The organism is Stenotrophomonas sp. RS-48 (assembly GCF_030053245.1).
GTDB classification, from domain to species: domain Bacteria; phylum Pseudomonadota; class Gammaproteobacteria; order Xanthomonadales; family Xanthomonadaceae; genus Stenotrophomonas; species Stenotrophomonas maltophilia_P.
The window spans coordinates 22,283-37,839 of record NZ_JASGBV010000027.1; the positions used below are offsets into that span (position 1 = coordinate 22,283).

11 protein-coding genes are annotated in these 15,557 nt (G+C 66.4%); 5 read left to right on the plus strand and 6 right to left on the minus strand.

Annotation, left to right across the window (positions count from 1 at the left end):
• Positions 1-377: 377 nt before the first annotated feature.
• From QMZ25_RS06045 to lpdA, 5 genes are all read left to right on the plus strand, one after another.
• On the plus strand, positions 378-1,781 hold the full coding sequence (locus QMZ25_RS06045) for a cupin domain-containing protein (RefSeq protein WP_283219271.1): 1,404 nt from the start codon (positions 378-380) through the stop codon (positions 1,779-1,781).
• A gap of 3 nt (positions 1,782-1,784) precedes the next feature.
• Entirely contained in the window at positions 1,785-2,687 is a 903-nt protein-coding gene (locus QMZ25_RS06050) for a GNAT family N-acetyltransferase (RefSeq protein ID WP_283219272.1), read from the plus strand.
• 186 nt (positions 2,688-2,873) lie between these two features.
• Positions 2,874-5,705, plus strand: a complete 2,832-nt coding sequence (locus QMZ25_RS06055; RefSeq protein ID WP_053515372.1) for a 2-oxoglutarate dehydrogenase E1 component — start codon at positions 2,874-2,876, stop codon at positions 5,703-5,705.
• A 43-nt stretch (positions 5,706-5,748) separates the two neighbouring features.
• On the plus strand, positions 5,749-6,954 hold the full coding sequence (gene sucB, locus QMZ25_RS06060) for a dihydrolipoyllysine-residue succinyltransferase (protein ID WP_065175459.1): 1,206 nt from the start codon (positions 5,749-5,751) through the stop codon (positions 6,952-6,954).
• Positions 6,955-7,019: 65 nt separating this feature from the next.
• The gene (lpdA, locus tag QMZ25_RS06065) at positions 7,020-8,456 is read left to right on the plus strand and encodes a dihydrolipoyl dehydrogenase (protein ID WP_053515369.1); all 1,437 of its coding nucleotides are present in this window, start codon (positions 7,020-7,022) and stop codon (positions 8,454-8,456) included.
• 87 nt (positions 8,457-8,543) lie between these two features.
• On the opposite strand, the gene QMZ25_RS06070 is transcribed toward lpdA, so the two are convergent.
• From QMZ25_RS06070 to QMZ25_RS06095, 6 genes are all read right to left on the minus strand, one after another.
• Positions 8,544-8,801, minus strand: a complete 258-nt coding sequence (locus tag QMZ25_RS06070; protein ID WP_283219273.1) for a hypothetical protein — start codon at positions 8,799-8,801, stop codon at positions 8,544-8,546.
• Entirely contained in the window at positions 8,801-9,019 is a 219-nt protein-coding gene (locus tag QMZ25_RS06075) for a hypothetical protein (RefSeq protein WP_053515365.1), read from the minus strand. Before QMZ25_RS06075 ends, QMZ25_RS06070 begins: the two co-directional genes overlap by 1 nt.
• A 118-nt stretch (positions 9,020-9,137) precedes the next feature.
• Positions 9,138-10,727 (minus strand): alkaline phosphatase D family protein, encoded by a 1,590-nt coding sequence (locus tag QMZ25_RS06080; RefSeq protein WP_345781759.1) that lies wholly within the window; start codon positions 10,725-10,727, stop codon positions 9,138-9,140.
• Positions 10,727-12,970 carry a TonB-dependent receptor gene (locus QMZ25_RS06085; protein WP_283219274.1) on the minus strand — a complete coding sequence of 748 codons (2,244 nt, stop codon included), beginning with the start codon at positions 12,968-12,970 and terminating at the stop codon, positions 10,727-10,729. The genes QMZ25_RS06080 and QMZ25_RS06085 overlap by 1 nt, the downstream gene beginning before the upstream one ends.
• Positions 12,971-13,189: 219 nt before the next feature.
• On the minus strand, positions 13,190-14,614 hold the full coding sequence (locus tag QMZ25_RS06090) for a replicative DNA helicase (RefSeq protein ID WP_053515359.1): 1,425 nt from the start codon (positions 14,612-14,614) through the stop codon (positions 13,190-13,192).
• 348 nt (positions 14,615-14,962) lie between these two features.
• On the minus strand, positions 14,963-15,523 hold the full coding sequence (locus QMZ25_RS06095) for an NAD(P)H-dependent oxidoreductase (RefSeq protein ID WP_128987946.1): 561 nt from the start codon (positions 15,521-15,523) through the stop codon (positions 14,963-14,965).
• Between the last annotated feature and the right edge of the window lie 34 nt (positions 15,524-15,557).

Here is a 15,557-nt window from a genome sequence, read left to right on the forward strand (position 1 = left end):
TTGGATTCTGCAGGGCCGAGCAAGCGCAGCGCGCGACCCGCTGTCGCCTTTGATTTTCTTCTTCCATTCCGTGGCGGACCCCGCAGGAAACTGTCAGGGGCCGGGCGGGTGGGCTGCGCGGGGGTGTCCGCCGCATGGATGCGGCGGCCAAGCTTACAGGAACGTACTTGCAGCGTCCCCCGCGCAGCCCACCCGTCCGGCCAAGCACGGCGTTGGCTTTCAGCGACCAACCCGGACCCCACCACGAGGGGCTCCGCCGTTGGCCGGACACCCCGCGACAAACCACCGCACGTGCGCAATCCCAACGAACGTCGGACAATGGACGCCTTGGCGGCACGCCGCGCCGCCCTCCCGCTTTCCGCTGCAAGGATTCCCCCATGGCCGCCCGCAAGTCCTCCGCCCCGCTCATCGAAGTCACCGCCCGTCCCGGCCAGCCGCTGGGCATGTCCCCGGCCGTGTTCCTGCGCGATTTCTGGCAGAAGCGTCCGCTGCTGATCCGCAACGCCTTCGCTGATTTCCAGTCTCCGGTGCAGCCGGAAGACCTGGCCGGGCTGGCCTGCGAAGAAGGCGTGCTGGCACGCCTGATCGAGCACGACAAGCGCCAGGACGGCTGGCGCGTACGTACCGGCCCGTTCCAGGAAGACGTATTCCCCGCCCTGCCCGACCACGACTGGACCCTGCTGGTGCAGGACGTGGACAAGTGGGACCCGGACGTGCGCGCGCTGATCGAGCACTTCCGCTTCCTCCCGCGCTGGCGCATGGACGACGTCATGATCAGCTTCGCCGCCACCGGCGGCTCGGTCGGTGCCCACGTCGACCAGTACGACGTGTTCCTGCTGCAGGCCCAGGGCCATCGTCGCTGGCAGATCGACGCCAGCGAGTCGATCAAGGGCCGGCGCCCGCCGCTGGGGTTCCGTCCGGACGTGGAACTGAAGCTGCTGGAGGTGTTCAAGCCCACCCACGACTGGGTGCTGGCGCCGGGCGACATGCTGTACCTGCCGCCGAACGTGCCGCACCATGGCGTCGCCGAAGACCCCTGCCTGACGTTCTCCTTCGGCATGCGCGCGCCGTCCTCGGCCGAACTCATCAGTGACTACCTGGACACCCTGATCGCCGATGCCGACGAGAACATCCGCTACCAGGACCCCGACCTGAAGCTGCCGGCCGATCCGAACGAGATCGACACGGTGGCGATGGCACGGGTGATCACCGCCCTCAACGCCATCCGCATGAACGACCCGGACAAGCTGGGCGACTGGTTCGGCCGCTTCATCACCACCTACCGCGCCGCCGGCGAAGTGATGGCCCACCAGGCCGCGCCGGAACAGGAAGAGGTGGTCGCCGCCCTGCAGTCCGGCCTTCTGCTGCAACGCCACCCCTGGGCCCGCCTGGCCTGGCGCCGGGCCAAGCGGGGCGCCAGCCTGTACGTCAGCGGCCAGGACTTCGCGCTGCCGGTGAAGGATGCGCAGCGCCTGGCCGGTGCCGAGCAGCTCGACGCGGCCGCCTATCGCGGACTGTCGGACAAGGGCCGCGCGGTGGTCCAGCAGCTGCTGGTCGGCGGCGTGTTCCAGCTGATCGACCCCAGCGAGCTGTATGGCGCCGACGACGAGGGCGAGGATGAAGGCGTCCTCGGTGAGGTGGTCGAAGGCCGCGACCAGGTGGAGGTGATCGATGACGACGCCGTGTCCGACGATGTCCACGTGGTGACCGTGCATGACGATGGCATCGAGGTCATCGTCAACTTCGAAGACGACGAAGAAGACGACGCCGGTCGCGCCTGAGTCATGCCCTCGATCCGCGTCCATCAGGTAGGTCATGCCGATGCGCATGGCGCCATCCACGCTGTGCGCCAGCAGGTGTTCGTGCAGGAGCAGGGCATTGCCAGCGAACTGGAGCGCGACGCGATGGACCCGGTCAGCGCCCATGTACTGGCGCTGGATGCCGACGGCACGCCGGTCGGCACTGGCCGGCTCACACCTGATGGCCGCGTCGGCCGCATGGCGGTGCTGGCGAGCCACCGCAGCCAGGGCATCGGTGAAGCCCTGCTCGAGGCCCTGGTCGAGGCCGGCCATGGCCTCGGCCTGGCCGAGCTGCATCTGCACGCACAGCTGCCCGCCCGCGACTTCTACGCGCGGCAGGGCTTCCTGCCTGAGGGCGAGGTCTTCGAGGAGGCCGGCCTGGGGCACCAGCAGATGCGCCGCCGGCTGGACGCGGCCAGCGCGATCAACAGCCACGCCGAGGCCGTGGCCGCCACCACCGCCCTCCTCCACCGTGCCCGTCGCCAGGTGTGGCTGCACAGCCACCTGCTGGACCCGGGCCTGCTCGCTGCCGGCCCGGTACAGGCCGCCCTGCGCCGCTTCGCCAGTGCCCGCCACGACAAGCAGCTGCGGGTGATCGTGCATGACGCGGCAGCCATTGGCCGTGCCGGCGCGCCGCTGCTGGCGATGGCACAGCGGCTGCCCAGCGTGATCCTGTTCCGCGAGGTGGCCGATCCGGTCGACCGGGCACTGGCGTCCGCCTGCCTGATCAATGACAGGGGCGACTTCTACTTTCGTCTGATCGGCCATCGCCTCGACGGCGAGGCCGGCACCGCGCTGCCGGCACGTTCGCGGCAGTTCGAGCAGCAATTGCAGCGCGTCTGGGACCGTTCGCGCGATTGCAGCGAACTCCGCGCGCTCGGCCTCTGAGCGCGACGGTCGGGTTCAACCTGTCTGGAAGCGGCACCGGGGGACGCACGATGGCCTCCGCGATGCCCCTTCGTGTCCGGATGGGGGTACAATTTGGCTGTTTGAACGCGCCTGCGCAGGGCTATTCATCTTCCTGCCGGGTCCTTCTTAAGCCATACCCCACAAAGCGAATCAACACCCTCCATCGTGGACAATCTACTGAAGCAGTTTGCGCAATCTTCGCAACTCGCCGGCGGCAACGCCTCCTATGTCGAGGACCTGTACGAGCAGTACCTCGTCTCCCCGGACAGTGTCGATCCCAAATGGAAGACCTACTTCGACGGCTTCAAGGGCCGCGAAGCAGGTGACATTCCGCACTCGGCCGTCATTTCCCACATCGCGGACGCGGCCAAGGATGCGCTGAAGGCCGGCACCGGCGCAGGTGCGGGCGACGAGCGTGAGCGCAATGTCGGTCGTCTGATCACCGCCTACCGCTCGCGCGGCCACCTGGACGCCCGCCTGGACCCGCTGGGCCTGGCTGCGCCGGTCAATACGCCGGACCTGGGCCTGCCGTTCCACAGCCTGTCCGATGCCGACCTCAACAGCGAGTTCAGCACCGGTGGCGTCGGCGGCCAGCCGCGCATGAAGCTGCGCGATCTGCTGGCGCGCCTTAAGGCGACCTACACCGGTTCGATCGGTGCGGAGTTCATGCACATCGCCGAGGTCGAGCAGCGCCAGTGGATCTACAAGAAGCTGGAACTGGCCGGCGGCAACTACCAGCTGGACGCTGACACCCAGCGCCGCACCCTGGAGCGCCTGACCGCGGCCGAAGGCCTGGAGCGCTACCTGCACACCAAGTACGTCGGCCAGAAGCGCTTCTCGCTGGAAGGCGGCGATGCGCTGATCCCGATGATGGACACCATCATCCGCAGCGCCGGCAAGGACGGCGTCAAGGACGTGGTGATCGGCATGGCCCACCGCGGCCGCCTGAACGTGCTGGTCAACACCCTGGGCAAGAACCCGCGCAAGCTGTTCGACGAGTTCGAAGGCAAGTTCGAGCACGACGAGCACGCCTCGGCCGGCGACGTGAAGTACCACATGGGCTTCTCCGCCGATGTGGCCACCGAGGGTGGCCCGGTCCACCTGGCGCTGGCGTTCAACCCGTCGCACCTTGAAATCGCCGACCCGGTCGTGGCCGGTTCCGTGCGTTCGCGCCAGGAGCGCCGCAAGGACACCGCCCGCAAGCAGGTCATGCCGATCCTGATCCACGGCGACGCGGCCTTCTCCGGCCAGGGCGTGGTCATGGAACTGTTCCAGATGTCGCAGGCCCGCGGCTTCGCCGTCGGCGGCACCGTGCACATCGTGGTCAACAACCAGGTCGGCTTCACCACCTCCAATCCGCTGGATACGCGCTCCACGCGCTATGCCACCGACGTGGCGAAGATGATTGCCGCACCGGTGCTGCACGTGAACGGAGATGACCCGGAAGCGGTGGTGTTCGCTGCGCAGCTGGCGTTCGAGTTCCGCCAGAAGTTCGCCAAGGACGTGGTCATCGACCTGATGTGCTACCGCCGTTGGGGCCACAACGAGGCCGACGAGCCGGCGATCACCCAGCCGCTGATGTACCAGGTGATCCGCAAGCACCCGACCACCCGCGAGATGTATGCCGAGCAGCTGGAAAAGGCGGGCGTGATCGCCGCCGGCGCCGGCAAGGCGATGGTCGATGCCTACCGCGAGAAGCTGGACGCCGGCGAAGTGACCACCGAACTGGCCAAGGTCGAGAAGACTCCGCCAAGCAGCCCGCTGTTCGTCGATTGGCCGAAGCTGCTGGAAGGCAAGCTGTCCGACCCGGTCTCGACCAAGGTCGAGAAGAACAAGCTGGTCGAGCTGGCCAAGCTGATCAACACCATCCCGGACGAAGTGCAGCTGCACTCGCGCGTGGCCAAGGTCTACGACGACCGCCGCAAGATGGCCGCTGGCGAGATTCCGGGCGACTGGGGCTTTGCCGAAAACCTGGCCTACGCCACCCTGCTGGACGAAGGCCATGCACTGCGCCTGGTCGGCCAGGACGTCGGCCGCGGTACGTTCACGCACCGCCACGCGATCCTGCACGACCAGAAGACCGACAACTACTACATGCCGCTGCGGCAGCTGGTGGATTCGCCGGAGAAGGCCACCGTCATCGATTCGCTGCTGAGCGAAGAAGCGGTGATGGCCTACGAGTACGGCTTCTCCACCACCGATCCGAACACGCTGTGCATCTGGGAAGGCCAGTTCGGCGACTTCGCCAACGGCGCCCAGGTGGTGATCGATCAGTTCATCGCCGCCGGTGAAGCCAAGTGGGGCCGCATTTCCGGCCTGACCCTGCTGCTGCCGCATGGCTATGAAGGGCAAGGCCCGGAACACAGCTCGGCGCGCCTGGAGCGCTTCCTGCAGCTGTGCGCGCTGGAGAACATGCTGGTGGTCGTGCCGTCGACCCCGGCCCAGGCCTTCCACATGCTGCGTCGCCAGCTGCACATGACCACCCGCAAGCCGCTGGTGGTGATGTCGCCGAAGTCGCTGCTGCGCCACAAGCTGGCGGTGTCGACCCTGGACGAGCTGGCCAACGGCGAGTTCCAGCACCTGATCGGCGATGCCAATGCCGACGCCAAGAAGGTCAAGCGCGTGGTGCTGTGCTCGGGCAAGGTCTACTACGACCTGCTGGAAGACCAGACCAAGCGTGGCCAGGACGACGTGGCGATCATCCGCGTGGAGCAGCTGTATCCGTTCCCGCGTGCGCTGCTGGCTGCCGAACTGAAGAAGTATGGCAAGGCCACCGACGTGGTGTGGACGCAGGAAGAACCGCAGAACCAGGGCGCGTGGTACCAGATCCGCCACCACCTGCAGTTCTGCCTGGCCGAGGGCCAGAACCTGCATTACGCCGGTCGCGCACGTTCGGCGTCGCCGGCTGCCGGTCACATGGCTGACCATGTCCGCGAGCAGCAGCAGCTGATTGCCGACGCACTGGTCAACCCGTTCAACGACCAGGTCGCTGAATAACTCTCCTCCCCCTTATTTAGAAGACAAACCAGGAAGCTCCCGCATGGCCACCGAAGTCAAAGCCCCGGTACTGCCCGAATCCGTCGCCGACGGCACCATCGCCACCTGGCACAAGAAGGTGGGCGACGCCGTCAAGCGCGACGAAAACCTGCTTGACCTGGAAACCGACAAGGTCGTCCTGGAAGTGCCGTCGCCGGTCGATGGCGTGCTGAAGGAGATCAAGTTCGACGTGGGCGCCACCGTGACCTCCAGCCAGGTCGTGGCGATCATCGAGGAAGGCGCCGTGGCGGCTGCCCCGGCTCCGGCCGCTGAAGAGAAGAAGGCCGATGCCCCGGCTCCGGCCGCAGCCGCTGCTCCGGCTCCCGCCGCGGCTCCGGCCCCGGCAGCCAAGTCGGCCGCCGATGCGCTGCCGCCGGGTGCCCGCTTCACCGCCATCACCGAGGGCGTGAACCCGGCCGACGTGGACGGCACCGGCCGTCGCGGCGCGGTGACCAAGGAAGACATCGTCAACTTCGCCCGCAACGGCGGCGCCGGCAAGGCCGGTGGCGCACGTCCGGAAGAACGCGTGCCGATGACCCGCATCCGCAAGCGCATCGCCGAACGCCTGATGGAGTCCAAGAACTCCACCGCCATGCTGACCACCTTCAACGAAGTCGACCTGTCCAAGGTGTCGGCCGCGCGCAAGGAACTGCAGGACGAGTTCGTCAAGGCCCACGGCATCAAGCTGGGCTTCATGAGCTTCTTCGTGAAGGCCGCCGCCAACGCGCTGCAGCGCTTCCCGCTGGTCAACGCGTCGATCGATGGTGACGACATCATCTACCACGGCTACTCGGACATCTCCATCGCCGTGTCGACCGAGAAGGGCCTGGTGACCCCGGTGCTGCGCAACGTCGAGCGCATGTCGTTCGCTGACATCGAGAAGACCATCGCCGACTACGCCAAGAAGGCCCGTGACGGCAAGCTGAGCCTGGAAGAACTGCAGGGCGGCACCTTCACCGTGACCAACGGCGGCACCTTCGGATCGCTGCTGTCCACGCCGATCATCAACCCGCCGCAGAGCGCCATCCTGGGCATGCACGCCATCAAGGAGCGTCCGATCGCCCAGAACGGCCAGGTCGTGATCGCGCCGATGATGTACCTGGCGCTGTCCTACGACCACCGCATCATCGACGGCAAGGACTCGGTGCAGTTCCTGGTGGACATCAAGAACCAGCTGGAAAACCCGGGCCGCATGCTGTTCGGCCTGTAAGACCTCCCGCCCTCTTCCGCGCCCGCGCGGAAGGGGGTTCCGGTAAAGCATCAAGGACTAATTCAATGGCTGAACAATTCGACGTCGTCGTCATCGGTGCGGGCCCGGCCGGTTACCACGCTGCCATCCGCGCGGCCCAGCTGGGCCTGAAGACCGCCTGCATCGACGCAGCGCTGGGCAAGGATGGCAAGCCGGCGCTGGGCGGCACCTGCCTGCGCGTGGGCTGCATCCCGTCCAAGGCGCTGCTGGATTCCTCGCGCCAGTTCTGGAACATGAGCCACATCTTTGGCGACCACGGCATCAGCTTCAAGGACGCCAAGATGGACGTCGAGGCGATGGTTGGCCGCAAGGACAAGATCGTCAAGCAGTTCACCGGCGGCATCGCCATGCTGTTCAAGGCCAACAAGGTCGCCACCTACTACGGCTTCGGCGAACTGCAGCCGGGCAACGTGGTCAAGGTGAAGCAGCACGACGGCTCGGAAGTCGAGCTGAAGGGCACCAACGTCATCATCGCCGCCGGTTCGGATTCGATCGAACTGCCGTTCGCCAAGTTCGACGGCGAGACCATCGTCGACAACGTCGGCGGCCTGGACTTCACCGAAGTGCCGAACCGCCTGGCGGTGATCGGCGCCGGCGTGATCGGTCTGGAGCTGGGCAGCGTGTGGAAGCGCCTGGGTGCTGAAGTCACCATCCTCGAGGCGCTGCCGGAGTTCCTGGCCGTCGCCGACGCCGAAGTCGCCAAGACCGCGGCCAAGGAATTCAAGAAGCAGGGCCTGGACATCCGCCTGGGCGCCAAGGTCTCCAAGACCGAGATCACCGGCAAGGGCAAGAAGAAGGAAGTCGTTGTCACCTACACCGACAGCGAAGGCGAGAAGACCCTGACCGTGGACAAGCTGCTGGTGGCCGTCGGCCGTCGCGCTGCCACCAAGGGCCTGCTGGCCGAAGGCACCGGCGTGAAGGTCAACGAGCGTGGCCAGATCGAAGTTGATGCGCATTGCCACACCGGCGTCGATGGCGTCTGGGCGGTGGGCGACTGCGTGCGCGGCCCGATGCTGGCGCACAAGGGCTTCGAGGAAGGCATCGCCGTGGCCGAACTGATCGCCGGCCTGCCGGGTCACGTCAACTTCGACACGATTCCGTGGGTCATCTACACCGAGCCGGAACTGGCCTGGGTGGGCAAGACCGAAGCACAGCTGAAGGCCGAAGGCATCCCGTACAAGGCTGGCAGCTTCCCGTTCGCCGCCAACGGCCGTGCCGTGGCAATGATCGAGCCGGCAGGTTTCGTGAAGATCCTGGCGCATGCCGAGACTGATCGCATCCTCGGCATGCACCTGGTCGGCGCCAACGTGTCCGAGCTGGTGCACGAAGGCGTGCTGACCATGGAGTTCAGCGGTTCGGCCGATGATCTGGCCCGTATCTGCCACGCCCACCCGTCGCTGTCGGAAGTGGTCCACGACGCGGCGATGGCGGTCAGCAAGCGCGCCATCCACAAGGCCAATTGATCGGCCCGGTGGCATGACAGGAAAACCCCGCCTCGGCGGGGTTTTTTTGTTTGGCCTTCTGATGTGGAGCCGAGCATGGGCCCGGCGCTACACCTTTCCAGTAGGCGGCTCCGGTGCATCGTCACAGATGCGATGCTGCACCACGGTTTCACCCACCTTCCATTCCTTCACCACCCTGCAGCGTTCCTTGAGCCTGTCAGGCTTGGCGAGCTTGGCCGCCGCAGCATCCGCTTCGTCGGCAGCGGCGGTCTGCTGGCGTTCCAGCCAGGCGGAGGGCGGTGTCGCGGGCGTGGCAGGGGCCGGCGCCGCGAGCGCCAATGCCAGTACCGCGATGGCCGGCGTCATCACGCAGCCACCGGACCGCGGCCGCCACCCAGCAGGCGTGCCGGCAGCATGAACAGCGCGCGCAGGAACGCGAACAGCGCCGAGAACGTGATGCCGACCAGGCGGAACGGCAGGCTCAGCAGCCACACGAACGGCCAGGCGATCAGGGCAAGGATCGCCAACGGCCAGCACAGCACGAACAGCAGGCACCACACGCCCAGCGCGAACAGGGTCTTCATCACGGTCTCCTTGCAGCGGCCCCTTGCCGCCTGCGACCACAGTGCCGCCCTGCCCCGGAGGGAGCAAACGGTTTGCGACGAAACCCGGCAGGGCGCGATGAAACCCGGAACGCAGCCGCTATACCTGCACCGCCCCCGGGCGGCCGTGGGCGACCTGGAAACGCGCGGCGGTCCGCACCGCGGCATCGGTACGCAGCACGCTGTCGGCCAAGCGCAGTTCCGCATCCACGGCCTGCCGGTTGAGCTGCAGCTTCCACCAGCCACGGCGGTCGCCGTCGAAATAGCGGATGTGCGGATTCAGGGGAATCGACGGTCCGTAGTAAGGGCCATACGGTGTGTCGTCTCCGCCACTGCTGATGGCGGGGGCGATGAACTCGGTGGCCACCACGGGAGCATCGGCCGCATCGAAGTCCAGCTTCAGATCGTTGACGAACGTGGAATGCCAGTCGCCTCCCAGCACGATCGCATTGCCCTGCCCGCCTGCCTGCAGCGCCTGCAGCAACCGGTTGCGCGCGGCAGGATACCCATCCCAGGCATCGTTCCAGAACCGCTCGCGCGGGGTGCCGCCGTCCAGCCGCAGCTGCGCCATCAGCAGCTGCTGCACCACCACATTCCAGCGCGTGCCCCGCGCGGCCGCCATCGACTGTGCGAACCACGCCTCCTGGCCGGACCCGAGCATGCTCATGCGCGGGTCCAGTGCCGCCTCGCAGCGCGGTGACTCGCCCACGCCGCAGGGGTTGGCCGGACGGAACTGGCGGCAATCGAGCAGGCTCAGCTGCGCGAGGTCGCCGTAGCGCAGGCGCCGGTGCACCCGCAGGCCACCATTGCCGGCCGGAGCGCTGCGCATGGGCAGGTGCTCGTAGAAGGCGCGATAGGCAGCGGCCCGCCGGACGATGAAGTCCTCCACCGGCACGCTGTCCTTTTCAGGATGGACGCCGGAATAGTCGTTCTGCACCTCATGGTCATCCCAGATCACCGCAAAGGCGTGCGCGGCGTGCGCTGCCTGAAGGTCCGGATCGAGCTTGTACAGCGCGTACTGGTCGCGATAACGCTGCAGACTGACGGTCTCGCCGCTGAATCGCTCCGCATCCAGTGTGCGGCCGCGTACGTTCTGCAGTGGACTGTACTCGTACAGATAGTCGCCGGCATGCAGCACCAGGTCGACATCGCTCCGCGCGATATCACGCAGTACCGGGTAGTAGCCGCTGTTCCAGGCCTGGCAGGTGCACAGGGCCAGGCGCAGCTGCTGCAGCTGCGCGTCCGGCAGCGGCGCGGTGCGGAAGTGGCCGACCGTGCTTTCCTCATCAGCGTCGCAGGCAAAACGGTAGTAATAGTCACGGCCGGGACGAAGGCCATTGATCTCCACGTGCACCGAATGCGCCAGCTCGGGCACCGCTGCGGCGACGCCACGCTGCACCGGACGGCGCATGCCGGGATCTTCAGCCACGAACCAGCGCACCGGCACCGCCCGCGACGGCATGCCACCGCCGTTGAGCGGATCGGGGGCGAGCCGTGTCCACAGCACCGCCCCCTGCGGATCCGGATCGCCGGCGGCGACGCCGAGGGTGAACGGATCGCGGCCCAGACGTGGCCGTGGGCCTGCCGCAGCCAGCCCCGGCATCGCCGCCAGTGCGATCGCCGCCCCCGTACCCTGCCACGCCATGCGCAGCAGGCGACGACGGTGCTCCGGATCCATGGGCCGCTGCATCAGAAGCGCACGGTCGCCGTCGCCATCACCTGCCGCGGCGCCCCCACCTGCATGGTCGCCAGGCTGCGCGTGGGATCTGCGGCATAGGTGCCGTTGGTGTTGATCGAAGACAGGTAACGCTTGTCCGCCAGGTTGGTCAGGTTCACTGCCACTGTCAGGTTCTGCGCGGGCCCCAGGGAGCCGAAATCGTAAGCCACCGAGGCGTTGACCAGCCAGTAACTGGGAACCGACAGGTCATTGGTATAGGTCACGTAACGCTTGCCGACATGGTTGGCGGAAAGGCGCATGTCCCACCGGCCCGGCGTCCAGGCCAGGGTGCTGGCGAACATCCATTCCGGCGTATCCACGGTCTTCCTGCCGCGGGTCGGTACCACCCCGTTGTTGACGTAGTCGTCGTCGTAGGTGCTGTCGTTCCACGACAGCGCGTTGGACCAGGTGACGTCCTGCACCGGCTTCAGCTGCAGGGTCGCCTCGGCACCGCGGCTGGTCACCGAACCGACGTTGGAGAACAACGCAGGGCAGCCGAGGATGCCCACGCACTGGGCGATGGCAAGCAGGCGGTTGTCGAACTTCACGTCGTACACCGCGACCGACGCCTCATACCCCTGCCCGTAGCCGCGCCAGCCCAGTTCGATCGTGCGCGACTGCTCCGGCTTGAGGTTGCGTGCACTGGCATCGAAGGCCTGCTGCGGCACGTTGAACGGACTGCCCACGCCCAGCGCATAGGCGGCGATGTTCCTGGCGAACGAACCGAAGATTTCATTGCCTTCGTTGAGCTTGAAATTGAAGCCGGCCTGCGGCAGCAGTCCCTTGCTGGAGGTCAGGCTGCTGTTGTTGGCATAGCTGCCCAGCGGCGTGCGGACGCGGGTGCGGGTGTGCGGCGACTTCGCGCCGATGTCCACCGTCAGGCGGTCGTCGAACAGGCGGAAGCGGTCCTGCACATAGAACTGGCGGGTGATGGTGGTGTAGAGCTGGCGCCACACGCGCTGGTCCGGATTGCGCAGGAAGAAGTCATCGGTGATCGGGCCATCGATGTAGTAGAAGTTGCGCTGCACGCTGTGGCCGTTGTCCTCGTACCACAGGCCGGCTTCCAGCTCGTGCCCGCCGACGTTCCAGGTGAATGCGGAGGTCACGCCGGTACGGTCGATCGCGTACTCGGTGGTGCGGATCGAGATCGGGATCTCGCGCGCGGTGCCCGGATTGGAGGGATTGGACGGACTGAACCAGTGGCCCTGCCCGCGGTTGCTGTGATTGTAGCCATTGACCTTCAGGCGCATCGCTTCGTTGAGGCCGAAGTCGCCGGCGACGCTGGAGATATCGTCGTTGCGCAGGCCATGACCGGAGTAGTACGCATCCCAGGGGCTGTTGACGCCGCCACTGAACTGCCCGCGTGCCGCGGCCAGCGCGCGGTCCCAGTCCGGCGCGTAGTTGTCCCAGGTCCAGCCGAGGCGGTCGATCATCTCCAGCGACAGATCCTGGTAGTCCGCCTCGACCCGGCGTGATGCGTTGAACAGCGCGGTGATCCTGCTGTCCACGCCGAAGTTGTAAACGGCCTTGCCGTTGAACTGCTTGAGCTCCTGCGAGCCCTTCCCCTTCCACTTGTCGCCTTCGGAGTACACGCCGGACAGGTACGCGGCAAACCCCTGGTGCTCGCCGGTCTCCAGGCGGGCATAGCTGCGCCGCGCGTTGTCGCTGCCGAAGCCCTGCGCCAGCACCACGCCGTACTCGGTAGAAGGATCGATCGAATAGAACTGGAACACGCCCCCCAGGTTGCTGGTGGACGGCGTCCCCAGCGCGCCGATGCCGGTGGAGACTTCCGCACCGCCCAGGTTCTCGCTGATGACCGCGCGGCTGACATGAAGGCCGTTGCTGTTGCCGTAGCTCATGTTGCCCAGCGGAATGCCGTCCAGCGTGTAGCCAAGCCGGTTCTGGTTGAAGCCGCGCAGGCTGATGCTGGTCGACCACTCGTAGGCACCGGTGGCGTCACCCGACTCGAAATGCACGCCCGGCTTGCTGGCCAGCAGCTTGAGCGGATTCGCGCCCGGCGGCAGCACCTTCATGTCCTCGGCGGTGACACGCTGCACCTGGCGCGCTTCGCCGCGGCCGATCACCGAGATCGAATCGAGGGTGGTCGCCGACGGTGCATCGGAGGTGGGGGCGGTTTCAGCGGCCGCCAGCGACGGCAGCGAGGCACAGACCAGCAGAGCCAGCAGATTGCGGCGGAGCGGAGCGTGGGACGGCATGGGAGGCGGATTCCTTGGACGCGCTGGACGCCAGCGACGGGCGTCGGAAGTGGGAGGACAGCGGCGGCATGGTAGGAAGGCCCAGTTACATGTCAGTTACACGTCATGTGACCATCGCCCGGCAAGGTACGCGCCTTGCGCTCGCACCAACGCAAAGAGCCGGGCACGCGCCCGGCTCTTGCAGAACAGAAGGAGATCGCCGGCCCGCGGCCGGCAGCCCTACTCGAACGAACCGACCGAATCGTGGGCCAGATTGTCGAAACGCGTGTACTCGCCGAAGAACTTCAGTTTGCACGAACCGGTCGGGCCGCCACGGTGCTTGCCGATGATGATTTCGGCCAGGCCCTTGTCCGGTGAGTTTTCCTTGTTGTAGTAGTCGTCGCGGTAGATGAACACGATCATGTCCGCGTCCTGCTCGATGGCGCCCGATTCACGCAGGTCAGCCATCACCGGGCGCTTGTCGGTACGCGTTTCCAGCGAGCGGTTGAGCTGGGAAAGTGCGATCACCGGCACGTTCAGCTCCTTGGCCAAGCCCTTCAGCGAACGCGAGATCTCCGAGATTTCTGTCGCGCGGTTCTCGCTGTTGCCGGGCACGCTCATCAGCTGCAGGTAATCGATCACGATCAGGCCCAGGTCGTGCTCGCGCTTGAGGCGGCGGCACTTGGAGCGCAGCACTTCCGGCGATACGCCCGGCGTGTCGTCGATGAAGATCTTGGTTTCCTTCAGCATCTTGATCGCGCTGGTGACGCGGCTCCAGTCCTCATCTTCCAGCTGGCCGGTACGCAGGCGCTGCGCGTTGATCCGGCCATTGGAGGAGATCAGTCGCATCGCCAGCTGTGATGCGGACATTTCCATCGAGAACACCGCCACGCCCTTCTTCGACTTGATCGCCGCATACTCGGCGATGTTCAGCGCGAAGGTGGTCTTGCCCATCGCCGGGCGCGCGGCCAGGATGATCAGGTCGGTCGGCTGCAGGCCGGCCGTCATCGCGTCGAAATCGTTGTAGCCGGTTGGCAGGCCGGTGATGTTGCCGCCGTTCTCGAAGCGGTTGCGCAGTTCCTCGAAGGCATCCTTCAGCGCGCCGGGCATGGCGACGAAATCCGTACGCCCGCGTGCGCCCTGCTCGGCAATGGCGAACACGCTCTTTTCCGCCGACGCCAGCAGCTCGCTGCTGTCGCGGCCTTCCGGCTGGAAACCATCGTTGACGATGTCGGTACCGACCTGGATCAGCTGCCGCAGCACCGCCTTGTCACGTACGATCTCGGCGTAGGCCGCGATGTTCGCCGCCGACGGCGTGGTGCTGGCCAGTTCGATCAGATAAGCGCCATCCCCTACCAGCTCCAGCTTGCCCTGCGATTCGAACCATTCGCCCAGCGTCACCGCATCGAAGGGTCGGTCACGCTCGGACAGCTCTCGGATCGCGCGGTAGATCATCTGATGATCGCGGCGATAGAAGTCGGTCTCCGTCAGCTGGTCGTTGACCCGGTCGAACGCTTCGGGTGCCAGCATCAGGCCACCCAGCACCGCCTGCTCGGCCTCCACCGAATGCGGTGGCACCCGCAGCTGGTCGATGCGCGAATCATCGCGTTCGAAGCCATCACCGCGGTCTCTGCGGTTGGAACGGAAGCCGGGACGGGCGGACATGCGGCGGTGTTTCCTGCAAAAGTGGGGCCAGACGAGTGTAGGCATGCGCCGACCCTGGCGGCCATGGACAAGCCTGTGGATAAGCCGTGGAAGAACGGGGGATATCCGCCGGAGCCTGGCCAGAATGGCGCGGAGGCGTCGCACTGCCTGCGACGGGCGCCCGTGCGACGCCCGAGTGCGTCATTATCGCAGATCAGCCGGCCAGGGTCGGATTCCGTGCAGCGTACGGGCTCTGGCCCGCTCAGCTGCAAGTGGGGTCAGAGCCCGCCGCTGCGCGCCGGGATCCGACCCCGGATGTGGCTGGGGTCGGATCCCTCTGCAACGCAGAGGGCTCTGACCCCATACGTCTCAATCGCCCTTCGCGTGCACCGCGATCAGCGCCAGGAACCGGTCCACATACCCCTGCAGGAATTCCCGCGTGGCGTCGTTGTGGATCGTACCGTCGGCGTCGATCAGGCCGTCCTTGAAATGAATGAACGCCTCCGGCTGGCCGAGCACATGCATGTCGAGGAAGGCCAGGCTGTTGCGCAGGTGCTGCTGGGCCACCGCGGTGCCGATCTGGCCGATGGACGCACCGATCACCGCAGCGGGCTTGCCTGCGAATGCGCTGTCGCCATAGGGGCGCGAGCCGATGTCGATGGCGTTCTTCAGCACGCCCGGCACCGAACGGTTGTATTCGGGTGTCACGAACAGCACGGCGTCGGCGGCACGCACCTGCTCCTTCAGGCGGACACACGATGGCGGGTAATCGGCGTCGAAATCCTGGTCATACAGGGGAAGGTCGCGGATCTGCACGTACTGGAACCGGGCCCGGTCGCCGGCAAGCTTTTCAAGTGCATGGGCCAGCCGGCGGTTGCATGACTCCCGGCGCAGGCTTCCGACGAACACGGCGATGGTGGGAACGGACATCGGACGGACTCCTCATGGTGCGGGAAACCCATCC

Coding starts and splice junctions, on each gene's coding strand:
- QMZ25_RS06085 (WP_283219274.1), bottom strand. CDS start 12,970: ATGCCGTCCCACGCTCCGCTCCGCCGCAATCTGCTGGCTCTGCTGGTC.
- QMZ25_RS06090 (WP_053515359.1), bottom strand. CDS start 14,614: ATGTCCGCCCGTCCCGGCTTCCGTTCCAACCGCAGAGACCGCGGTGAT.
- lpdA (WP_053515369.1), top strand. CDS start 7,020: ATGGCTGAACAATTCGACGTCGTCGTCATCGGTGCGGGCCCGGCCGGT.
- QMZ25_RS06050 (WP_283219272.1), top strand. CDS start 1,785: ATGCCCTCGATCCGCGTCCATCAGGTAGGTCATGCCGATGCGCATGGC.
- sucB (WP_065175459.1), top strand. CDS start 5,749: ATGGCCACCGAAGTCAAAGCCCCGGTACTGCCCGAATCCGTCGCCGAC.
- QMZ25_RS06045 (WP_283219271.1), top strand. CDS start 378: ATGGCCGCCCGCAAGTCCTCCGCCCCGCTCATCGAAGTCACCGCCCGT.
- QMZ25_RS06095 (WP_128987946.1), bottom strand. CDS start 15,523: ATGTCCGTTCCCACCATCGCCGTGTTCGTCGGAAGCCTGCGCCGGGAG.
- QMZ25_RS06075 (WP_053515365.1), bottom strand. CDS start 9,019: ATGAAGACCCTGTTCGCGCTGGGCGTGTGGTGCCTGCTGTTCGTGCTG.
- QMZ25_RS06080 (WP_345781759.1), bottom strand. CDS start 10,727: ATGCAGCGGCCCATGGATCCGGAGCACCGTCGTCGCCTGCTGCGCATG.
- QMZ25_RS06070 (WP_283219273.1), bottom strand. CDS start 8,801: ATGACGCCGGCCATCGCGGTACTGGCATTGGCGCTCGCGGCGCCGGCC.